Source organism: Sphingobium sp. OAS761 (assembly GCF_024168485.1).
Classification (GTDB): domain Bacteria; phylum Pseudomonadota; class Alphaproteobacteria; order Sphingomonadales; family Sphingomonadaceae; genus Sphingobium.
Window position 1 is genome coordinate 239,034 of record NZ_JALJVY010000008.1, and the last position, 21,584, is coordinate 260,617.

Here is a 21,584-nt window from a genome sequence, read left to right on the forward strand (position 1 = left end):
CGTTGAAGATGCGCAGGAAAATATTACAGTCAATTTCATATATTATACGCAGGATATAAGTCCATCATTTCAGAGACATAGCTTCGCGATACTTGTAACTACTTGAAAAAAGATATTTTGTAGTGCTTGGCAGCGCCTGCGAAAAGTGCGTATAAGCCCCTCGTCCGGGTCGCAAACGGCACAATGAACGTGTCATCCAACTCTTTCTGCAGGAGGATGTATGCTCAAGGTAGCAGGGGCCGGGCCAGTTTCGGCCACATTTGGCCAGGATGAGGAAGGCGCGTCGGCGTCATCCGGCTTTTCCATCAGCAACGCCGCCGACCTTTGGTCGATGCTTGGCAATGAACAGGTGCGCAGCGAGATATTGCTGCTGTATCCGCAGGACGTCATGCCCAATCCGGGCGTGCCGGAAACGTCTCCCGGTGGACTGGATGATCCCCAGTTCAACGGCAACGGCAATACCACTCTGGCGCAGGCGGCGACCGGCAACCAGCTGATCGATGGCATCTTGAGCGGGGTGAAGTGGGATCCCGCGCAGACCGTCTACTACAGCGACGCCGATTCTCCCGCGGATTATCAGGCGGGGTATTTTTCGGATTCGGACGGCGACGGCATCAGCGCCCAGAATGAGGGCTTCTCGCAGTTCACCGCCATGCAGATGGTGACGTTTCATACCGCGCTGAACAGCTCGGCATATACCCAGACGGCGGCAGCGACGGCATTTGGTGTCGAATCGTTCACGGGCCTGTCGCTCGCCTATGACGGAGCAGGATCGGCGATTGCGACCATTCGCGGCGCGAATTCGAGCGATCCGGGCACGGCCTATGCCTATTACCCCAACAACAACATCTATGGCGGCGATACCTTCTTCGGTAACGCCTATGATGCCACCATCTATTCGCTCAAGACGCCGGTCGCGGGCAATTATGCCTGGCACACGATGTTCCACGAACTGGGGCATTCCCTGGGTCTGGCGCACGGCCATACGGGTGGCGCCTACGGTCCCCTGCCGGCGGCGTATGACTCGATCGAATTTACGGTGATGACCTATCGCAGCTATGTGGGGGCGCCGCTGAGCGGCTATTCCTACGAGCAATGGGGCGCGCCGCAAACCTACATGATGCTCGACATCGCGGCGTTGCAGGCCATGTATGGCGCGGATTTCACCGTCAATTCGGGTAACACGACCTATTCGTGGAATCCGACCACCGGTGAAACCTATATCAATGGCGCGATCGCAATCGATCCGGGCGGCAACCGCATCTTCGCCACGATCTGGGACGGTGGCGGCGTCGACACTTACGACCTGTCCAATTACACCACCAACCTGACGCTGGATCTCAACCCCGGCGGCTATTCGGTGTTCAGCCAGGCGCAGCTTGCCTATCTCGGCAACAACGGCAGTTCCGTGTACGCCCGCGGCAACATCTTCAATGCGCTGCTCTATCAGGGCAATACCGCTTCCCTGATCGAAAATGCCAATGGCGGCTCGGGCAACGACAGTATCACGGGTAACTCCGCTGCCAACGTTATCCATGGCAACGGCGGCAATGACAGCATCGACGGTAGTTCGGGCGATGACACGTTGTATGGTGAAGCCGGCAACGACTATCTGATGGGCGGCGACGGCAACGATACGCTCTACGGTGGCGACGGCGACGACGTGATCGACGGCAGCTACGGTACCGACGTCATCTATGGCGGCAACGGCAATGATGTCATCTACGGTAGCTGGACGACGGACACCGTTTATGGCGAGGCCGGCAACGACACGTTCATCATCCGCCAGAGTGGTTCCGGGACCGAATATGGCGACGATATTAATGGCGGGTCCGGTTTCGACACGCTCGACCTCAGCCAGATCACCACTACCTACAGCGCAACCGTCAATCTGGCCGGCGGGAGCTGGCAATATAATCCGCTCTATGGCGGCCCCTGGACGATCACCGGCGTCGAGAATGTCTATGGCACGCAGCTGGACGACACAATCACCGGCAATGCTGCGAGCAACCTGCTGAACGGCAACGACGGCGATGACCTGATCGACGGTGATAGCGGGACCGACACGATCAATGGCGGCAATGGTGCAGATACGCTGTATGGCGGCGACGGCAACGACGTCATCGGCGGCGGCAACGGCGATGATAATGTCTATGGCGGCACCGGGAACGACAATATCAGCGGTGGTAGCGGTGACGATCTGCTGCTTGGTGGCGCCGGCAACGATATTTTCGATGGCGGTAGCGGGCAGGACCTGTTCTACGGCGAAGAAGGCGACGATACGCTGCGGATCGATTATGGTTGGAACGGCGGAATCGGCGAAATATTCGTTGGCGGTGCCGGAACCGACACTTTTGATATGTCGCTCGTCTATGCCGGCTTGAACGGCTATGTGAATTTGACCGACGGTCAGTTCGAAGATTCCAATTTTCCCGGCTACGGCATTTCCCTTTCGAGCGTTGAAAATGTCATCGGTTCGGGTGGTAATGACACTCTGATCGGTTCCGGCGAGAACAACGTCATCTATGGCGGTACTGGTACGGATACTATTTCCGGCCTGGGTGGCAATGACGTGCTCTATGGTGAAGATGGCAATGACGTCATCGATGGTGGCGAAGGTGTCGACACCATGGCCGGCGGACTGGGCAATGACATTTATTATGTCGATAATGCCAACGACGTCGTTATCGAAGCGTCCAATTCCGGAACGGACATTGTTTATGCTTCGCTGACCTATTCGCTGATCGGCACCAATGTCGAAAACGCGACGTTGACCGGAACGCTCGGTTCCAGCCTGACTGGCAACGGCCTCGATAATATTCTCGAGGGCAATAGCGGCAACAACAAGTTGGTCGGCAATAACGGAAACGACATCCTCCGCGGTTTTGCGGGCGATGACATCCTGGAAGGCGGCGTCGGCGACGACACGCTGAATGGCGGCGACGGTATCGACACGGCGGATTATCGCACTGCGACATCCGGTGTTACCGTCAACCTGGCCATTGGCGCGGCGCAGAATACTGTCGGCGCCGGTGTCGATACGCTGGGCTATATCGAGAATATCCTGGGCTCGGCATATGACGATACCTTGTCGGGGAATTCGCTGGCAAACTCGCTGACGTCCGGTGCCGGTAACGATACGCTCAACGGTGGCGGCGGTGACGACATCCTGAATGGGGGTGGTCATAACGACTATCTGAACGGCGGCTCGGGCAGCGACGTGCTGACGGGTGGTCCGGGAAGCGATATTTTTGCTCTCCTGAACGGCTTTGGTCCGACCAATATTGATACGATCACGGACTATGTCGTTGCCGACGACACGATCAATATCGCATCCGGAGCTGTCGGCGGCTTGCCGACCGGAACGTTGGCGGCGAGCGCCTTCGTGATCGGCGCGGCGGCGGCGGATGCGAGCGACCGGATCATCTATAACAGCGCCACGGGCGACTTGTTCTATGATTCGGACGGCACTGGCGCGGCGGCTGCCGTGCTGGTCGCGCATATGAGCTCGGGCTTGGCCATGACGAACGCCGAGTTCATCATCGTCTGACCGGTCTTCGGGGGGCGGTTGGTCCTCCGGATTCGGATGAGAGAGCGCCCGGTTATGGCCGGGCGCTCTTTTTATGCCTGGCGTAGCGCGACCTCGTTCATGAAGCGGGCATCGTCGCTCCTGGCCAGCCATTCCGCTTCCGCGCCGATCGCGCCGAGCATGTCGGCGAGCGCGCCCATCTCGCTCTTGGCATAATTGCCCAGCACATAGCCGTGCACCTTGTCCTTTTGCCCGGGATGGCCGATGCCGATACGGACGCGGCGAAAATCATTGCCGATATGCGCGTCGGTCGACCGGAGCCCGTTATGGCCGGCGTTCCCACCCCCGCGCTTCACCTTCACCTTCATCGGCACCAGATCCAGTTCGTCATGGAAAACTGTGACATTGTCCGGCGTCAACTTGTAGAAACGCATCGCCTCGCCGATCGCGCGGCCGCTTTCGTTCATAAACGTCGCGGGTTTCAGCAGCAGGATCTTTTCGTTGCCGATCCTGCCTTCCTGAACCCAGCCCTGAAACTGTTTCCGGGGCGGCGCGAAGCGATGCATGTCGGCGATCAGATCGACCGCCATGAAGCCGACATTGTGCCGATGCATCGCATATTGCGTACCCGGATTGCCCAGGCCTGCCCAGATTTGCATGTCATGTGCTCCAACGAAAAATCCCGCCCGCCGGTCAGGCGGGCGGGACTTTCATTTCCAGCCATCAGGCCAGCAAAGACCTTATTCGGCTTCGGACTCGGTCCCTTCGTCATCCTTCGCCGTGTCGCCTTCGGCGCTCTTGAGCGACGAGGGTGCGACGATGGTAGCGATGGTGAAGTCGCGATCGTCGATCGCGGTCTTCGCGCCCTTGGGCAGCGTGACCGAACTGATGTGGATCGAATCGCCTACTTCAAATCCCTTAAGGTCGACGACCACATCTTCGGGAATGTGCGCCGCATCGACGATCAGTTCGATTTCATGGCGGACGATGTTGAGGACGCCGCCCTTCTTGAGGCCCGGCGACGCCTCCTCATTCTCGAAACGCACCGGCACGTTGACGTGGACGGAGGCATGTTCCGAAACGCGCAGGAAGTCGGCGTGCAGCGGACGGTCGGTCACGGGATGGAAAGCCACATCCTTGGGCAGGGTGCGCACGGCCTTGCCGTTTACCTCGACCATGACGACCGAATTGAAGAAGTGGCCGGTGCCGAGCAACTTGTTGAGGAGCTTTTCCTCGACATGGATCGACTGGGGTTCTTCATTGTTACCATAGATGACGGCGGGTACGCGGCCCTCACGGCGGAGAGCGCGGGAGGCTCCCTTGCCTGCCCGATCGCGTGCCTCGGCCGACAGCGTAAGCTGCTCGCTCATTGCGTGTCTCCAAAAGCTTGATTGTCACATTCCCCGCCACGCCTCCAGGGATGACCATCGCGGGAAGCCGGGCCTTTAGCAGAAACCGCGTGAAAGGCAAGGGCCTGGGGCGGCGCGCCTCACTGGACGCGGGTGATGCTGAAGCCTTTCGCCTTGAGCAGGTCGATCAGGTTTTCGCGTCCCGTCAGGTGGCCGGCGCCCACAGCGATGAAGGGGCGCCCCTTCATCGGTTCGATCGTTTTCACCCAGTCCCGGTTGCGCGCGACGAGCACCGCTTCCTCGACGATTGGATCGGGCTGTTCGCCATTTTCGTCTTCCTTCGCGATCGCTTCCATGTCGCCTTTTACCCAGGCGCCCAGAATGCGGTCGTAAAGCGCCTTCATATCCTTCGCCTCGTGCACCGTCTGCACCAGCAGCTTGGTCTGGGCCGCGTCGGGCAGGGTGTCGAATGCGGCGAACTGCCGCTCGACCGTTTCCAGCCCGCCGATGGGCTTTTCCGCCTTGCGAAACACGGCGATCAGTGCCGGCTCCACGCCATCGTCCTGGCTGACGTGCAGCGCCTGCTGGCTCGCCGCCGACAGCAGCATGGCAGCAGCCCAGCTTTCATACCCTGACAGAAGCTGGCTGGACGTTCCGCCATCGCGCACCGTCTTGATGAGCGCGGCCCTTTCCTCCTCCGGCACGCGACGCTCCAGCGGGGGCAAACCCGGACTGCGACCCATTTTCTCGAACAGGCCAAGTGTCTTCTGTTCGTCCTGGAGATCGGCAGCCTCCAATATCAACCTGTCTGCCTTGGCCATGGCATCGGAGATGGCCGGCGTCTCCCACGCAACGCCCTTGGGCAGCACATGGATGGTGCCGAACAGCCAGCCGTTAAGATCGCCGCGCTTGATCTGCCACAGGGCAGGGCCGCTCTGGGTAGCGGGCGCCGGTGCAGGCTCCTTCCCGCACGCCGCCACAAGCATGAGCGCGAACAGCGCCAGAAGATGCGTGATATGCCGCGTCATGCCTTCACTCCTTCACGCGCTTAGTCCGGATGCCAAGCATCCTGAGTTGCGTCTGGACGCTTTCCTTGCCTGCCAGATGTCCCGCGCCCACCGCCATGAAGACCGTGCCGGGCTTTTCCAGCCGGGCCTTGATCCATTGCGCCCAATTGCGGTTGCGCCCGGTCAGCAGCACTTCCGAGAGTTGGGGGGTGGCTTCCAGCGACTCGTTCATCGTCTTGCCCAGCCTGTCGGGTTGACCGGCCATCCAGTAGCGGATCAGTGCGCCAAATTCCTTTTCCATGTCGGGCAGCCCAGCGACTGTGGCGTCCAGAAATTCCACCTGCTGCGCCATCGGCAGTCCGGCAAAAAAGCCGATCTGCTGTTCCACCGTCTCCAGCGCCTCGACCGCTTTTCCATTCCTCGCCGCTTCGGCCCGTAATGCCTTTTCCACGCCCAGATCGTTACGAAATCCCATCTTTTCCAGCGGCGCGACGGACAGCATCATGCCGGGCATCCATGGATTGAAGCCTTCCAGCGCCTGCCAGGAAATGCCGTTGGCATCCATCGCCGCCTGATAGGCGGCGCGCGCATCCGGCGTCAGACGGTCGGACAGCTTTACCCCATCCTGCGCCAGCGCCATCCTCGCCATCGATCCAGCGATGGCGGCTTTGTCTTCCGGCTCCACAATCTCCAGCACCAGCGTGTCGGACCGGTCGAACGCGCGCTTTACGCCGCCTTCGAACCAGTCGGTCTCGGGCTTGAGCACATGGACCGTACCGAACAGATAGATGGTCGTGTCGGCGTCCTGCACGCGCCAGAGCGCCGGCGCTGCGACCGCCGGGCCGCTCGCCGTCATCAGGAAGGCCGCGGCGATCCAGCCGCTCAGGGATCGAAGCATCGTCATGCGTCTTCCATGGGCAAGAGGCGGCGGCGGGGCAAGCCGCTTAACCCTGTTTCGCCAGCGCCTTTTCCTTGACCGTCCCGGCCCCATGCGCCAAGGCGCGAGCCACGAAATGGCGCATATAGCGCGGAAAAAAGGGACCATCCGTGGCCGAAGGCAAAATGCTTTCCTTCCAGGACCTGATCCTGACCCTCCATGCCTATTGGGGGAAGCAGGGCTGCGTCATTCTTCAACCCTATGACATGGAAGTGGGGGCGGGCACTTTTCACCCGGCAACAACCTTGCGCAGCCTCGGCCCGGACGCTTGGAACGCCGCCTATGTGCAGCCCAGCCGTCGACCGACCGACGGCCGCTATGGCGAAAACCCCAACCGGCTTCAGCATTATTACCAGTATCAGGTGATCATGAAGCCGTCGCCTGCGAACCTTCAGGAACTTTACCTGAATTCCCTGGTCGAAATCGGCATTGATCCGCTGGTTCACGACATCCGCTTTGTCGAGGATGACTGGGAAAGCCCGACCCTGGGCGCTTGGGGTCTGGGCTGGGAAGTGTGGTGTGACGGCATGGAAGTCACTCAGTTCACCTACTTCCAGCAGATGGGTGGCTTCGACTGCAAGCCGGTGGCGGGCGAACTGACCTACGGGCTGGAGCGGCTGGCCATGTATATACAGGGCGTCGACAGCGTTTATGACCTGAAGTTCAACGATGCCGGCGTTACCTATGGCGACGTGTTCCTGGAAAATGAGCGGCAGATGTCGAAATGGAATTTCGAGGTCGCCAACACGAAAAAGCTGCTGCGCTGGTTCAAGGATTGTCAGAGCGAATGGCAGCAGTGCATCGCCGATGACGTGCCGCTTGCCGCGTTCGAGCAGGCGATCAAGGCGAGCCATACCTTCAACCTGCTGCAGGCGCGTGGCGTCATATCGGTGCAGGAACGTGCCAGCTATATGGGTCAGGTGCGCGACATGGCCCGGGGCAGTTGCGAAGCGTGGATGACGCATAACGGGTGGGCTGACTGATGACCGATTTCCTGCTCGAGCTGCGCTGCGAGGAAATTCCCGCGCGCATGCAATTGAAGGCGTCAGAAGATCTGGCGCGCCTGTTCGCCGACGAGCTGGCGAAAGCCGGGTTGAAACCTGCCGCGATCGACAGCTTCGTCACGCCGCGCAGGCTGGCGTTGATCGCGCGGGACCTGCCGCTGGAGACCGCTGCCGTCAGCGAGGAGTTCAAGGGGCCGCGTACGTCCGCCCCGGCGCAGGCGCTGGAAGGCTTCCTGCGCAAGACAGGGCTGTCGGAGGACCAGCTGGAGGATCGCGACGGCGTCTGGTTCGCCGTGGTGAACAAGCCCGGCCGTGCGACCGCCGGGGTGTTGACGGAGGCCGTTCCCGCTATCGTCCGTGCCTTCCCGTGGCCCAAGTCGATGCGATGGGGCGCGGCCAGCCAGACGACGGAAAGCCTGCGCTGGGTCCGGCCGCTCAAGGGGATTGTCGCGATCCTGGGTGATACGCTGGTCGATATCGAGATCGAGGGCATCAGGTCGGGCTACGCCACGCTGGGCCATCGCTTCCACCATCCCGGCGAGATCACCATCGGCGGCGCGCATGACTATGCGGACAAGTTGCGCGCATGCCATGTCATCGTCAGCCATCAGGAACGGCAGGCGATCATCGCGTCGAAGGCCGCGGAGGCGGCGGCCGCCCTTGGCTACAGCGTTATCGAAGACAAGGGGCTGGTCGCGGAAAATGCCGGTCTGACCGAATGGCCGGTCCCGCTGCTGGGCGACTTCGATCCGGCTTTTCTTGAGGTTCCACCTGAAGTCATTCAGCTAACACTTCGGATAAATCAGAAATATTTTGTGTTGTGCGATGCCGAGGGCAAACTGGCACCCGCCTTCATCTGCACCGCCAATATCGACGCGAAGGATGGCGGCGCGGCGATCATCGCGGGCAACCGCAAGGTCCTGGCCGCGCGGCTGTCCGACGCCCGTTTCTTCTGGGAGCAGGACAAGAAAACGAAGCTGGAAGATCAAGCGAAGAAACTGTCGCGCATCACCTTCCACGAGAAACTGGGTACCGTCGCCGATAAGGTGGAGCGCGTCGCGAAGTTGGCCCGCTGGTTGGTCGAGGAAGGCGTCGTCCAGGGCGCGGACCCCGACCTGACGGAGCAGGCCGCGCGGCTGGCCAAGGCCGATCTCGTCACCGAAATGGTTGGCGAATTCCCGGAACTTCAGGGCCTTATGGGTGGATATTACGCCCGCGAGGAAGGTCTGGACCCGCAGGTCGCGGACGCTATTCGCGACCATTACAAGCCGATCGGGCAAGGCGACGACGTGCCCACTGCGCCGGTGACGGTGGCGGTGAGTTTGGCGGATAAGCTGGATACGATTTCCGGCTTCTTCCTCATCGGAGGAAAGCCTACGGGCTCTAAAGACCCGTTTGCTCTGAGACGGGCCGCGCTTGGGGTTATTGCTATTGTACTTGCAAACGGCCTGCGGAGTTCGACCTACCAGCTATTCAACGCCTCCGTTGCTCGTCCGAGCGTTAGTGTGGATATGGCGGCCGTTGTTGCAGCCGACGATTTCAATGATTTCCTGATTGATCGCTTGAAAGTGCAGCAGCGCGACGCCGGCGTCAGATATGATTTCATAGACGCCGTCGTATATATGGGGGGCGATGATGATGTCGGAGGAGAGAGAGATCTCGTCCGCCTGCTCGCTCGCGTCCATGCGCTCCAGTCCTTTGTGGCGACCGACGATGGCGTGAACCTGCTCGCCGGTTACAAGCGCGCGGCCAATATCCTGAAGAAGGAAGCGCCGGAACTTGCCCAGACCCGTCACCCCGGCCTTGAGCCGGGGTCCAGCTTGACGGACGGCGTTCAAGGCCGGGGCGACGCAGGGGGCTATGATCCCGAACCCGCCGAAGCGGCCTTGCTCGCGGCGCTGGATGCGGCCGAGCCGCAGGCCGCCGAAGCCGTGATCGACGAACGTTTCGAGGACGCGATGGCGGCGCTGGCCAGCCTGCGCGCGCCGATCGACGCCTTTTTCGAAGAGGTGACGGTCAACGACTCCGATCCTGCGAAGCGCGCCGGACGCCTTGCCCTGCTCGAACGCGTGCGTACCGCCGTCCATGGCGTAGCCGACTTTTCGAAAATTTCGGGGTAACAACAAGGCGGGACATTTTCGGACAGGAACATGTTCCGTCCGCCACAAATTCGACATAAACACTGGTGCAATTTCTGGCCGATTTCGCTAGAGAGTGCTGCACCGCACAATAAACGGCAATCAGTGCAGGAGAGCCGGATCACATGGTTATGACGGAAGAGGCCCAGATGAGCAGCATTTCGACCCGCTATGTCTATCGCTTCGGCGGCGGCGTCGACGATGGCGGCAAGGGCGACAAGAATCTGCTGGGCGGAAAAGGCGCCAATCTGGACGGCATGGCATCGATCGGCCTGCCGGTGCCTCCGGGTTTCACTATCACTACCGAAATGTGCACGCGCTATTATCAGGATGGCGGCATCTTTCCCGAAAGCCTGAAGGCCGAAGTCGCCAACGGCATTGCCCATATCGAGGCGGTGACAGGCAAGATGTTCGGCGACAAGGGCGATCCGCTGCTGGTGTCGGTGCGGTCGGGCGCGCGTATCTCCATGCCCGGCATGATGGATACGGTGCTGAACCTCGGGCTGAACGATGAAACCGTGCTGGGCCTGGCCGCCGCGTCGGGTGACGAGCGTTTCGCCTGGGACAGCTATCGCCGTTTCATCCAGATGTATTCGGACGTGGTGCTGGAACTGGATCATGGCGCGTTCGAGGAAGCACTGGAGATCGCCAAGGAAGATCAGGGCTATACGCTCGACACGGAAATGACCGCCGACGACTGGAAGGCGCTTGTTGCAGAATATAAGGAACTGGTTTCAAAGCTTTGGAACAAGCCATTTCCGCAGGATGTGAATGATCAGCTGTGGGGTGCGATCAGTGCGGTGTTCGGATCCTGGCAGGCCGATCGCGCCAAGGTCTATCGCCGCCTGAATTCGATCCCTGGCGACTGGGGAACCGCTGTCAATGTGCAGGCGATGGTGTTCGGCAATATGGGCGACACATCCGCGACAGGCGTTGCGTTCACCCGTGATCCCGCCACTGGCGAAAATGCCTATTATGGCGAATATCTGATCAACGCTCAGGGCGAGGACGTGGTGGCGGGCATCCGCACTCCGCAATATCTGACGAAGCAGGCGCGCGAGCGGGCAGGGGCCAAGCCGCTGTCGATGGAAGAGGCAATGCCCGAAACCTATGCCGAACTGGCACGGGTGTTCGAAATCCTCGAAAAACATTATCGCGACATGCAGGACATCGAGTTCACGGTGCAACAGGGCAAGCTCTGGATGCTCCAGACCCGTTCGGGCAAGCGCACCGCCAAGGCCGCACTCAAGATCGCGGTCGAGATGGCAAGCGAAGGCCTGATCTCCCAGGAAGAAGCTGTCGCCCGCGTCGATCCCGCCGCGCTCGACCAGTTGCTGCATCCGACGCTGGATCCCAAAGCCCAGCGCGACGTGCTGACCAAGGGGCTGCCCGCATCGCCCGGCGCGGCGTCGGGGACGATCGTGTTCGATGCCGATACTGCCGAGCGGCGCAACGAACTGGGTGACTCGGTCATCCTCGTCCGCGTCGAAACCAGCCCGGAGGACATTCACGGGATGCACGCGGCTAAGGGCATTCTGACGGCACGGGGTGGCATGACCAGCCACGCCGCGGTCGTGGCGCGCGGCATGGGTCGTCCCTGCGTTTCGGGTGCCGGCGGCCTTTCGATCGATAATGCCGCCAAGCTGTTGCGCGTGGGCGGGCGTGATTTCAAGGAAGGCGACGTTCTTACCATTGACGGATCGACCGGCGAGGTGATGGCGGGCGAGGTGCCGACCGTTCAGCCCGAACTGGCCGGCGATTTCGGCACGCTGATGATATGGGCCGACAAGGTGCGCCGTCTGAAGGTGCGCGCCAATGCCGAAACCCCGCAGGACTGTCAGGTCGCCCGCGAGTTCGGCGCGGAAGGCGTGGGTCTGTGCCGCACAGAGCATATGTTCTTCGACGCCGCCCGCATCACCGCCGTTCGCGAGATGATCCTCGCCGACACGGAAAAGGGGCGCCGCGTCGCGCTCGAAAAGCTGCTGCCCGAGCAACGTGACGACTTCGCGCAGATCTTCATGGTCATGGCGGGCCTGCCCGTCACCATCCGCCTGCTGGACCCGCCGCTCCACGAATTTCTGCCGCATGGCGAAGCGGAGTTCGAGGAAGTAGCGAAGGCCGCAGGCGTTGGCGTGGATGCGCTCAAGCGACGTGCCGCCGAACTGCATGAGTTCAACCCGATGCTCGGCCATCGCGGTTGCCGCCTTGGCGTCACCTATCCCGAAATATACGAGATGCAGGCCCGCGCCATCTTCGAAGCGGCCTTGATCGTGAAGCAGCGCAGCGGTGAAGCGCCGATACCTGAGGTCATGATCCCGCTCGTCGCGACGAAACGGGAACTGGAACTGATGAAGGCAATTGTCGATCAGGTGGCCAAGGAGGTCTTTGCCGAGCAGGGTGCCTCGGTCGAATATCTGGTCGGCACGATGATTGAATTGCCACGCGCGGCGCTCAAGGCCGGAGAGATCGCCGAAGTCGGGGAATTTTTCTCTTTCGGCACCAACGACCTGACGCAGACCACGATCGGGATAAGTCGGGACGATGCGGGCCGGTTCCTGACCCAATATGTCGACAAGGGAATTTTTGCCCGCGATCCCTTCGTCAGTATTGACGTGGAAGGTGTCGGCCAGTTGATCGAGTTGGCCGCCGAGCGCGGCCGCGATACTCGGCCGGGGATCAAGCTGGGCATCTGCGGCGAACATGGCGGCGATCCGGCGTCGATCGCTTTCTGTGAGGCGACGGGGCTGGATTATGTGTCGGCGTCACCATATCGCGTGCCGATCGCCCGCCTGGCCGCGGCGCAGGCCGCGCTCGCACGGAAATAGACGACAAGGGCGGGGATACCCGCCCTTGTCCCATCATATGGTGTCACACGGGCGTGCTGACCCGACCGAAAAGGCCACGCTTTTGGCCGCGTTCCAGGTCATGGGCCTGCCCACGCCAGTCTTCATGCGCGATCGTTCCGGGTTTCAGGCCGAGACGCGCTTCCAGCGTCGCTTCCTGCTCAGCCGTCAAGGCCGCGATCTGGCCAAAGCGATGATAGCCGGCCTCGTTCAGGGCAACCTCCTGAGACTGATCTATGCCCTTGACGCGGCTCAGATCGTCGCGGCCACGAACGCCGCCGGCAACAGCCGTCGCGGTGCCCGCGCCGATAGGACCCGACTGGCGCTCCAACTCGGCGATACGCGCGTTGGACGCCTCGATCCGCGCGTCGCGATCCTTGATCGCGGTGCGATGCGCGATCTGCTCTTCCCGCCAGAGCCTGCGATATTTGCCACGTCCGCTCATCATCGCGCCCAGCAGGCCGCCGATGACCAGTGCGATCACCAGCAAGGCTATCTCGTTCAACGTGAAGCTCATGTCCGACTTCCTTTCATCCTGTTGCAACGGCGGATGGGGACAAAGGTTGCCAGGGCGTTTCTTACAGGGCAGCCGATGAACGAAGAAAATGGAAAAAGGGACTTGCCCAATCGTCCGGCCGCTTCTATCTGCGCGTCTCCACGCACCCGTAGCTCAGCTGGATAGAGCATCAGACTACGAATCTGAGGGTCGGACGTTCGAATCGTTCCGGGTGCGCCATTTTTCCAGGACGGGCGCAGGGCTTGCCTTTACGGCACAGGCTCTCTACACGGCCCGCAATGCACCCGTAGCTCAGCTGGATAGAGCATCAGACTACGAATCTGAGGGTCGGACGTTCGAATCGTTCCGGGTGCGCCATTCCTCTCCCTTCACCAGAAAAACCAGATAAAATCGTGAAAGGCGAAGAGGTTAGTGGCGTTCTAAACCCACTTTCCCGGACATATTCGAGCGGACGCGAGAAGGCGAGTTTCAGCACGAGCTTTTTGTGGTCAGCAAGGCCAGAAACCCAGAGTTTATAAGGGTTTGAGAAGAAGGCCATCGCCGTTCTAAATGCGGTGTCAAAGTCCATCGCCGGACGACCGCAATTGGCCAGCATATCGGTATGTTCGGCCTTGCTCTGCTCCAGCTCCTGTATACGTCGCTCGTACGCTTGGATGAGTGTCTCGCTCGATGCACCCACGACGCGACTCACGAGCTGGTCTATTTCCTGTTCGATGCGTTTCACCTCGCCTTTGAGATGGCGCTTGCGCTCACAGGCGTTGTCGATCTGCTCCTGCCACAAAATGCGGAACGCTTTGTGGGTCATGGCGAACAGGTCACGCGATGGCTGAAGCGTCTTGAGCAGGGCTTCAAACTCGCCTTCGATCCGGTCGCGGGGAATGGAGCGACCGTAGGCGACACAGCCCTTCTCCCGGCAATGATAGTAGGGATAGCGGGCGTGGCTTCCCTTGGCCCAGCAACTGGTCAGGCGCGTGCCGCAGTGTCCACAGACGACCGCTCCGCGCAGGGCAAAGTCGGTATCCCGGTTTGACCGTTCCGGAATCTTGTCTTTGCTGGCCAGCCGCCTCTCAATCTTTCGGAATGTTTCATAGTCGATCAGTGCCGGGTGATGGCCGGGGCGCAAGGATACATCCCAGCGCGGTACATGCACATAGCCAGCATAGAGAGGATTGGTGAGGATGTTATGGGCCTGATCGTCCGTTACACGGCCATGCCGGGTACGCGGAAAGTCGGGATGACTTTGCAGGAAGCGGGCAACCTCGGCTTGCGTCTGCAATTGGCCACAGGCGAAGCTCTCCAAGGCGTTTTGAATGATCGTGGCCTTGGGTTCGTCGCGCTGGATGAGCGCCCCTTGGCCTTTCACCTTGTAGTATTTGTAGCCCAAAGGCAGTGCGAGACACCAATAGCCGTTGAGGCACCGCGCCCGCATACGGGTCAAGGTTTGCTCGGCGTTCTTGCGGCGATGTTCGCCTGCAAAGGCGGCCTCGATCACTTCGAGAATGTCCTCTTCCGGATCGTCGGCGAATATGCGCTTGGGGGATTCCAGCTTGCCCCCGGCCTTGCCGATGGCATCGCGGATCGCGAAGTGGGTGCGGACGCTTCGTGCGAGGCGGTTGAGGTCGTCAATGATGACCTTGGTGCCGGAGCGGCGCTTTTTGAGGAAGGCGACCATTTCCTTGAGGCCGTCGCGTTGCTCCGTCTTGCCGGACAGATCGTCGGAAAAGACGCGAAGGACGCGATAGCCTTTCCGCTCGGCATATTCGCGACAGGTGGTTTCCTGCGAGTCGAGGCCGTTGCCGTCCTCGGTCTGCTTCTTGCTGGAGACGCGGCAATAGATAACCGCGAAGTGGTCAGAGTGGCTCATGGTTTGCTCTTTCTCGCTGGTTTCGCGCCAGCGGCGGCGTTGAACGGGTGGCGGCATTTCTGTGATTCTACCGGACCAGCAAGGGCAAGGGAATTTCCCTGTAACCTTATCCCCAGATTGTTGCTTGCTGGCCCGCCCACAAACAAGGTCCGCACCATTGCATGGTAGAGGTCCGCGAAAATCTGGAATTGACCATAACGCTGATCTTCCGGCACATCTCCGAGATATTCGGCAAGGTCGTCATATTGCAGCGGCATGGCACAAGTCTTTCTGCTCCGCCGTTCGGCGGGCTTGGCAATGGATTATTGGAAAGCATCGCGGCTTGAGGCCGCAGGGTCAGGAAAATAAAAAGCCCCGCCGATCAGGGCGGGGCTTCATGTTTACGCAGTCAGATCACGCACTTTCGGCGTGTTTGGCTAATAGGAACATAAATAGAACAAAAAGTCCAGTTTCATTCCTGCGTATGTCCACCACATTCAATCACCGCGCCCGAAATCAACGCGGGCGACCCCCCGCATTCTGGCAAGCCCATGATGCGCCTCGATCTTGCGCTGTTCATGAGCGAGTCGCCTTTCCAGTCGTGCGATATGGCGCTCATTGGAAAGGGCGGCTTGGGAGTTCACGTTGGGCGTTTCTGCGCCGTCCGGCGTGAGATTGAGTTCCGCAGCCGGGGCGGCTCGCTGTGCGATGCGCTGATCCAGTTCGGCGCGTGTGGGAAAGGGCGGATGCGCAGCGGCGATCCGGTCGAATTCAGACATGGGGATGTCTCCTTTACCAAGGGCGGTAGCCGCGCACATATCGCACGAAGCCGCCTTGAAATTGGGGATATTGGGCTAGGTGCGCTGGCACCGCCTCGGTCACGACATCGGCCCATTTGCCGAACAGGCGGCCCGGAAGTTTCACCCGGTCCAGCGGTGGGTGATGGGGGTTAGGAAGCCACTTCCCGTTGAGGTCCGGCAAGGAGTCATAATTATATCGCTTGTGCCGAACGCGCGGGATACCGCACCCCGGTAGCAGGCTGATAATCTCATCGGATGGCAGGCCCAACACTTCGTCATTGGTCATGAGCGCCCGCTGCATTTTCTGCTGGTTCTCGCTCGCCCTGCCGAAATGCGCGAAGTCGAAAGCGGCTGACACGGGGTCGTCACCGTCGATGAAACGGCGGATCGCTTCCTGCTGGCTGCGCCGTGCCGCTTCCTGCTGGAGGTCGTTATTGATCTTCAAGGTTTCATTGCCCAGCATGGCGCTGACCATTTGCGCGGTGGTTTGGTCGCGAATGCCGATCAGGCCAGTCCAGCCCGCGTTGCCAACGAAAGCCTGCGGACCCGTAGGGCCATAGTGGCGGATGATCTGGCCAAAGTCCTGAAAAACGGGGACTACTTGCGCCTTAAACCCGCGCATATAGGACATGGCCCGGATGAGCGCCTCGAAATGGCCCAGTTGTCCGGCCTCATCCACGATGATGGTGAGCGGCTCGGCTTCCGGCGCTCGCGCTTTGCAGAGCATGGTGGCAACAAACAGCAAGCGTAAAAGCCCTGCCCAGATGCCAACATATTCAATCGGGCAGCAGGCGAAAAACTCGATAGGCTGGGTGGATTCGGTGAACTGGCTGAAGGTGAAATCGCAGCCGCTCAGTGCTTCCCGAAGCATGGGATCGGTGAGGAAGTCCATATGCTCCTGCACCGTACCCATGATGCCGCTGAATTCCTTGGGCGCATCGAATTGCTTGTTGTCCATTTCCCGCGCCACTCGGACCACATCGCGAAAGCGCGAAACGGTCATCATGTCGTGTAAGGATTCCCAATATTCCGGCCCGGACATGATGGCGGTCAGCGCGTCATAGAGATCGGGCAGGAAGACATTGCCCTTGCCGTGCCGTTCGATCAGCGCTTTCAAAACGGCGGTGACGACTTCGCGGGCGCGGAGTTCGAAATATATGCTGCCAGCATTGCCGCTCTTGGCGATCAGCGCCTCGGCCATGAATTTGCAATCAGCATCGAAGCGCAGCGAATGCGGATCGAGGTCGGCCAGCGGATTAATTTTGTGCTGGGGAACGCCCAGCGCACCGTGCAGACCGCAGGGATTGAAACAGTAGAGCTTAGCGCCCCGGAACAGGGCGCTCACCATCACGGTTGCCACGATCTCGGCCTTAGGGTCGAGTGTCCAACGATGGCCTCGCCGCGCTCGTTGGTGCATTTCCATGATCAGGCTACGGCCCTTGCCTGACCCGGCTCCGCCAATCAGGAGCCCGTGATTGTCACCGGGCAGGAACATGGGAACGCTGCCACAGTAACCAAAGAACAGACCGCCGGGTTTGAACGCTCCGGCGCTGCGTAACTCGAAGGGTCCAGCCCATTCGGATGAGCCATAGGGGTTGCTGCTATTGTCGTACATGAGAGAAAATCCTGTGATGAAGGCAAAGAAAAAGGGCCGGACGGTCAAACCGTCCGGCCCTAGGTGGTGGTGCCGTTAGCGCCTCATCCGCCGCCGCATGAACCGATGGCGAGGAGGAAAGCTAAGCCGCCAGCAATCAGCCAGCCGCTGAGGGTGTCCTTCTTCTTTTCGAACTCCAGCTTGGCTTTCGTCAGTTCGTATTTGGACATGATGTTGCTCCTTGGGTTTTGGGGTTCCGGCCCTGTTCAGCCTGAGTGCGGTTTGTCGGTTTTTTCGATGAGTCGCGGGGAGATAAGGGCGGGCTGCTCAGCAGATCAGGAACAACTGTTCAAAAGCGCCAGCAGGAAAGGGATCGCTAAGGCACCGACTACATAATCGAAATAATCGGTGCGCCGCCCGCAATAGGGGCAGTGGCGAGGATCGTGGCAATGAATAACGGTCATGGGGTGTCTCCGGCAAAATGACACGCGGACGGCGCATGTCGATGCTAAAGAAATTATGGTCTTTGACGGAAACAGCGGGGAGATAAGGGTGAGATTCCCTGTGGTAGACCTACCACCATTTGATCATATCCCTGCGGAAGACGGGTATCGCGGAGATAGTGCCTGAGCGCCGCAAATAAGGGCTTCACCGATACAAAAACTAAGGATTCTACCAACTATGTCAAAAAGTCAGCCGCTTAACCTTAAAGCCTTCGTGAAAGGCAAGAATTTTCGTTCTCTTGGGCGAGGACATCTTGAGGATGCGAAGAAGTGCATCGCGGCAGGCGATGATCGCAATCTGTTTTACGCCGCTTTGGAAATCCGCAAATGCATTGAAGCTCTGATCTACGAAACAGCAAAGCTGTATGTCGATGACATGCCGGAACAAGATTTCTCTACGTGGCAGCCCGGTCGTTTACTGGCGATGCTGATTGAGATTGATCCTATGGCCGACAGGACCGGGGAAATTCGCTTCGCCCGCGAGGACGGCGATGAACCGAAAGTTTGGCATAGCCTAGGCCAAGACAAGAGACTCACCCTTGGCGAAATCAAAGAAAATTATGATGCCTTGGGCTTTTTCTTGCACACTCTGACGATCCACCAGTTGTGGAAAGGTAAGGTCCAAAAGGTAGCCAGTCTCCGAAAGCGTTGCGAAAGCCTCATCGCTAGACTGGACGATGTGCTTTCGGCAAGTGCATGGAACTTCACTATTAATCAAACATCCACGCTAACCTGCGGGGGGTGCGGACAGCCGATCAAACGCAGGACCGGAATACTTAAAGGCCCGTCCTCTGCGGGAACCGCAGAGGCTCTGACCGTAAATTGCTTCAACTGTCCAGCATCCTATCAGCTTACAGCGACCAGCGATGGCAAGGTTCTGTGGGAAGAAGAGCTTGAGGACATTCCATGTCCTTATGCCGATTGCGATCACATTATGGGCGTGTGGAAGCGCGAAATTGTACCGGGTACTCGGGTCCGCTGTAGTGGTTGCAGTCGAGTTACGATGATTGCTCTCACCATCAGAACGGCTCCCGATGATGAGGGGTAACCGCATCCAATCGGTGAACGGTTGGTCGAGGGTTTCCAAAGGGGCGCTGAATGCTCCTTGGTCATGGGTCATGGGCAGCACGAAGGCTCCTGTGTCGATGGGGAGGGATCGCGCTCGGCGCAATCCTGTGGGGAGAACCGAAGTCTCCCCATGACGCTGACATGCCCCTGTCCAAAAGGCGTATGCGCCGCTTGGAATATGGGAGCGGGTCCGCGTCACGGGCCGGGGGAGTGCAGACGGGGGTGGCATAACCCCCTTTGCCAAGCACGATGGGTAGTACCCATCGACAGCTTGCGCGAGCGCGCGTAATCCTACCGATCCTACAATTCAGACTTTTACCTGATCCTCAATGCCTCACCGACCGAGCCTAACGTCCGCTCGGCCTTATTCATCACCTTTCAGGTTTTTGAGGAAATTGATAGCTTCAATGAGCCCCAGTTCCGCAGCCCTTTTTATCCAGAAAAGCGCTTTTTCGGTATCCTGGCCCACCTCTTTGCCTTCGTTGTAGAACAGGCCAAGATTGAACATCGCCACCGCATCTCCGGTATCGGCTGCCTTGCGAAACCAGCGAGCCGCCTCGGCATCGTTCTGCGCCACGCCTTGGCCTTTCTCATATATGATCCCGAGAATGAACATCGCCGCATCATCTCCGGCATCGGCTGCCTTGAGAAACCAGCGAGCCGCCTCGGCACCGTCCTGCGCCACCCCTCGGCCTTCGTCATATGTGATCCCGAGATTGCACATCGCCGCCGCATGTCCGGCATCGGCTGCCTTGCGAAACCAGCGGGCTGCCTCGGCATCGTCCTGCGCCACGCCTTGACCTTTCTCATACATGACCCCGAGGTTGAACATCGCCGCCGCATGTCCGGCATCGGCTGCCTTGCGAAACCAGCGGGATGCCTCGACACCGTCCTGCGCCACGCCTTGGCCTTTGTCATACATGACCCCGAGGTTGATCATCGCCGCCGCATGTCCAGCATCGGCTGCCTTGCGAAACCAGCGGGCTGCCTCTGCATCGTCCTGCGCCGCGCCTTGGCCTTTGTCATACATGACCCCGAGGTTGAACATCGCCGCCTCATCTCCAGCATCGGCTGCCTTGCGAAACCAGCGGGCTGCCTCTGCATCGTCCTGCGCCACGCCTTGGCCTTTCTCATACATGACCCCGAGTTTGAACATCGCCGCCGCATGTCCAGCATCGGCTGCCTTGCGAAACCAGCGGGCTGCCTCGGCATCGTCCTGCGCCACGCCTTGGCCTTTCTCATACATGATCCCGAGATTGAACATTGCCACCGCATGTCCTGCATGGGCTACCTTGCGAAACCAGCGGGCTGCCTCGGCATCGTCCTGCGCCACGCCTTGGCCTTTCTCATACATGACCCCGAGATTGAACATCGCCACCGCATGTCCGGCATCGGCTGCCTTGCGAAGCCAGCGAGCCGCCTCTGCATCGTCCTGCGCTACGCCTTGACCTTTCTCATACATGACCCCGAGGTTGATCATTGCCGCCGGATCTCCTGCATCGGCTGCCTTGCGAAACCAGCGGGCCGCCTCGGCATTGTCCTGTGGCGCGCCTTTTCCAGTAACATAGCAGTAGCCAAGAACACACATCGCGGAAGCGCTTTGTGTGTTGGCCGCGCGGCGGAGTGCCTCGAGCGTCAGCGCCGGGATCGGCTCATGCTCATGGATCAAATTGACTGCCACTTTCGCGGAAATGACCGCATATCGCAAATCGCCGTCTGTTTCGCTAGGCGGCATCTGATTCAGAATTTCTCTAACCATATCATGGGAACAAAAATCCGCAGTCAGTTTAACCAAAAACTCCGCCATCTTGTCTGGTGCGGCGCACCAAGCGGCATCAACGACGCACTGTCTCATATGTTTGCTTGCCAGCGCGGAAATAACAAACCATTCACCCAAGATGTCGGGTTGGAGAGGAGGAATATGACGATTACTTTTGCGGCCATTGTTCTCAATAGGGGCTTCAGTTAACGCCATTGCCTGTCGCAATATCTTTGCAACGGGTAAGGATGATCTTGGGAAGTTCTCCGGCTCAAGCAGCTTGCCGTCCAGACCGTCCGTCATGGTCGCGAGGCAAGCGAGCCTTATGCTGGGATGGTCATCGCCTAGGTCCGGCGGTTCCCCATCGAAATATTGCGACCAGCGGCGCTCGCGGTTTTTCTTCAGCACATAGTCAAGAATGTCTGACTTATCCCAATCACGCTTAAAGGTTCGATCCAAGAGCGCTTCGGCCAGAAAAAAAGCGAAGAGAGGCCGTCCAGCATTATCAATGCGTTTGAATGTAGCCTCAATGATTTCGTCACTTTCATCAATCTGCCTGCCGTCCTGCTCTTCCAGCTGGCGAACAATATCCCGAAGCTGGACACCTCGAAAAACGCTGGCCTTTGAGGGGTAGATTTGATTCACTTGGCCGACGCTGTGGCGGAGGCAGGAATGGCAGGACAGCCGGGTTTC

15 protein-coding genes and 2 tRNA genes are annotated in these 21,584 nt (G+C 59.6%); 7 read left to right on the top strand and 10 right to left on the bottom strand.

The features are described 5' to 3' along the window. The first annotated feature begins 220 nt into the window (after positions 1 to 220). Complete coding sequence (locus J3E64_RS20695; protein ID WP_301287262.1) at positions 221 to 3,550, top strand: M10 family metallopeptidase; 3,330 nt, start codon at positions 221 to 223, stop codon at positions 3,548 to 3,550. Positions 3,551 to 3,621: 71 nt separating this feature from the next. On the opposite strand, the gene pth is transcribed toward J3E64_RS20695, so the two are convergent. The 4 genes from pth to J3E64_RS12855 all read right to left on the bottom strand — a co-directional run bounded on the left by pth (position 3,622) and on the right by J3E64_RS12855 (position 6,783). Continuing rightward, positions 3,622 to 4,188 (bottom strand): aminoacyl-tRNA hydrolase, encoded by a 567-nt coding sequence (gene pth / locus J3E64_RS12840; protein ID WP_253343412.1) that lies wholly within the window; start codon positions 4,186 to 4,188, stop codon positions 3,622 to 3,624. A gap of 81 nt (positions 4,189 to 4,269) precedes the next feature. Next, positions 4,270 to 4,899, bottom strand: coding sequence for a 50S ribosomal protein L25/general stress protein Ctc (locus J3E64_RS12845; RefSeq protein WP_253343413.1), 630 nt, complete (start codon positions 4,897 to 4,899; stop codon positions 4,270 to 4,272). 119 nt (positions 4,900 to 5,018) lie between these two features. Beyond that, positions 5,019 to 5,906 (bottom strand): TraB/GumN family protein, encoded by an 888-nt coding sequence (locus J3E64_RS12850; protein WP_253343414.1) that lies wholly within the window; start codon positions 5,904 to 5,906, stop codon positions 5,019 to 5,021. A 4-nt stretch (positions 5,907 to 5,910) separates the two neighbouring features. Continuing rightward, positions 5,911 to 6,783, bottom strand: coding sequence for a TraB/GumN family protein (locus J3E64_RS12855; protein WP_253343415.1), 873 nt, complete (start codon positions 6,781 to 6,783; stop codon positions 5,911 to 5,913). Positions 6,784 to 6,932: 149 nt separating this feature from the next. Here J3E64_RS12855 and J3E64_RS12860 point away from each other — a divergent pair, with 149 nt between their 5' ends. From J3E64_RS12860 to ppdK, 3 genes are all read left to right on the top strand, one after another. Beyond that, the gene (locus tag J3E64_RS12860) at positions 6,933 to 7,805 is read left to right on the top strand and encodes a glycine--tRNA ligase subunit alpha (protein ID WP_253343416.1); all 873 of its coding nucleotides are present in this window, start codon (positions 6,933 to 6,935) and stop codon (positions 7,803 to 7,805) included. Then, complete coding sequence (gene glyS / locus J3E64_RS12865) at positions 7,805 to 9,946, top strand: glycine--tRNA ligase subunit beta (protein WP_253343417.1); 2,142 nt, start codon at positions 7,805 to 7,807, stop codon at positions 9,944 to 9,946. Before J3E64_RS12860 ends, glyS begins: the two co-directional genes overlap by 1 nt. Positions 9,947 to 10,089: 143 nt before the next feature. Beyond that, complete coding sequence (gene ppdK / locus J3E64_RS12870) at positions 10,090 to 12,789, top strand: pyruvate, phosphate dikinase (RefSeq protein ID WP_253343418.1); 2,700 nt, start codon at positions 10,090 to 10,092, stop codon at positions 12,787 to 12,789. Between the two features lie 43 nt (positions 12,790 to 12,832). Here ppdK and J3E64_RS12875 read toward each other — a convergent pair whose 3' ends face one another. Next, positions 12,833 to 13,324, bottom strand: coding sequence for a hypothetical protein (locus J3E64_RS12875; RefSeq protein ID WP_253343419.1), 492 nt, complete (start codon positions 13,322 to 13,324; stop codon positions 12,833 to 12,835). 142 nt (positions 13,325 to 13,466) lie between these two features. Between J3E64_RS12875 and J3E64_RS12880 the strand changes: the two genes are divergently transcribed. After that, positions 13,467 to 13,543 (top strand) — tRNA-Arg (locus J3E64_RS12880). A gap of 61 nt (positions 13,544 to 13,604) precedes the next feature. Continuing rightward, positions 13,605 to 13,681: transfer RNA gene (locus tag J3E64_RS12885), tRNA-Arg, on the top strand. On the opposite strand, the gene J3E64_RS20850 is transcribed toward J3E64_RS12885, so the two are convergent. The 4 genes from J3E64_RS20850 to J3E64_RS20700 all read right to left on the bottom strand — a co-directional run bounded on the left by J3E64_RS20850 (position 13,632) and on the right by J3E64_RS20700 (position 17,791). Then, positions 13,632 to 15,245, bottom strand: coding sequence for a recombinase family protein (locus J3E64_RS20850; protein WP_367398630.1), 1,614 nt, complete (start codon positions 15,243 to 15,245; stop codon positions 13,632 to 13,634). The two genes, J3E64_RS12885 and J3E64_RS20850, sit on opposite strands and share 50 nt — an antisense overlap. Positions 15,246 to 15,664: 419 nt before the next feature. Then, positions 15,665 to 15,946: a hypothetical protein gene (locus J3E64_RS12900; RefSeq protein ID WP_253343423.1), complete on the bottom strand. Its 282-nt coding sequence runs from the start codon at positions 15,944 to 15,946 to the stop codon at positions 15,665 to 15,667. A gap of 13 nt (positions 15,947 to 15,959) precedes the next feature. Further along, a complete protein-coding gene (locus tag J3E64_RS12905) occupies positions 15,960 to 17,582 on the bottom strand; it encodes a type IV secretory system conjugative DNA transfer family protein (RefSeq protein WP_253343424.1) in 1,623 nt (540 codons plus the stop codon). An 83-nt stretch (positions 17,583 to 17,665) separates the two neighbouring features. Then, positions 17,666 to 17,791, bottom strand: a complete 126-nt coding sequence (locus tag J3E64_RS20700; RefSeq protein WP_301287263.1) for a hypothetical protein — start codon at positions 17,789 to 17,791, stop codon at positions 17,666 to 17,668. Positions 17,792 to 18,242: 451 nt separating this feature from the next. Between J3E64_RS20700 and J3E64_RS12910 the strand changes: the two genes are divergently transcribed. Next, positions 18,243 to 19,112, top strand: coding sequence for a hypothetical protein (locus tag J3E64_RS12910; RefSeq protein WP_253343425.1), 870 nt, complete (start codon positions 18,243 to 18,245; stop codon positions 19,110 to 19,112). Between the two features lie 384 nt (positions 19,113 to 19,496). On the opposite strand, the gene J3E64_RS12915 is transcribed toward J3E64_RS12910, so the two are convergent. Next, on the bottom strand, positions 19,497 to 21,584 hold a 2,088-nt coding region (locus tag J3E64_RS12915), incomplete at its 5' end, for a tetratricopeptide repeat protein (protein WP_253343426.1).

Excerpts from the sequence above, each read along its gene's own strand:
- J3E64_RS20695 (WP_301287262.1), top strand. The coding sequence starts at position 221 with ATGCTCAAGGTAGCAGGGGCCGGGCCAGTTTCGGCCACATTTGGCCAG.
- pth (WP_253343412.1), bottom strand. The coding sequence starts at position 4,188 with ATGCAAATCTGGGCAGGCCTGGGCAATCCGGGTACGCAATATGCGATG.
- J3E64_RS12845 (WP_253343413.1), bottom strand. The coding sequence starts at position 4,899 with ATGAGCGAGCAGCTTACGCTGTCGGCCGAGGCACGCGATCGGGCAGGC.
- J3E64_RS12850 (WP_253343414.1), bottom strand. The coding sequence starts at position 5,906 with ATGACGCGGCATATCACGCATCTTCTGGCGCTGTTCGCGCTCATGCTT.
- J3E64_RS12855 (WP_253343415.1), bottom strand. The coding sequence starts at position 6,783 with ATGCTTCGATCCCTGAGCGGCTGGATCGCCGCGGCCTTCCTGATGACG.
- glyS (WP_253343417.1), top strand. The coding sequence starts at position 7,805 with ATGACCGATTTCCTGCTCGAGCTGCGCTGCGAGGAAATTCCCGCGCGC.
- ppdK (WP_253343418.1), top strand. The coding sequence starts at position 10,090 with ATGGTTATGACGGAAGAGGCCCAGATGAGCAGCATTTCGACCCGCTAT.
- J3E64_RS12875 (WP_253343419.1), bottom strand. The coding sequence starts at position 13,324 with ATGAGCTTCACGTTGAACGAGATAGCCTTGCTGGTGATCGCACTGGTC.
- J3E64_RS20850 (WP_367398630.1), bottom strand. The coding sequence starts at position 15,245 with ATGCCGCCACCCGTTCAACGCCGCCGCTGGCGCGAAACCAGCGAGAAA.
- J3E64_RS12900 (WP_253343423.1), bottom strand. The coding sequence starts at position 15,946 with ATGTCTGAATTCGACCGGATCGCCGCTGCGCATCCGCCCTTTCCCACA.
- J3E64_RS12905 (WP_253343424.1), bottom strand. The coding sequence starts at position 17,582 with ATGTACGACAATAGCAGCAACCCCTATGGCTCATCCGAATGGGCTGGA.
- J3E64_RS20700 (WP_301287263.1), bottom strand. The coding sequence starts at position 17,791 with ATGTCCAAATACGAACTGACGAAAGCCAAGCTGGAGTTCGAAAAGAAG.
- J3E64_RS12910 (WP_253343425.1), top strand. The coding sequence starts at position 18,243 with ATGTCAAAAAGTCAGCCGCTTAACCTTAAAGCCTTCGTGAAAGGCAAG.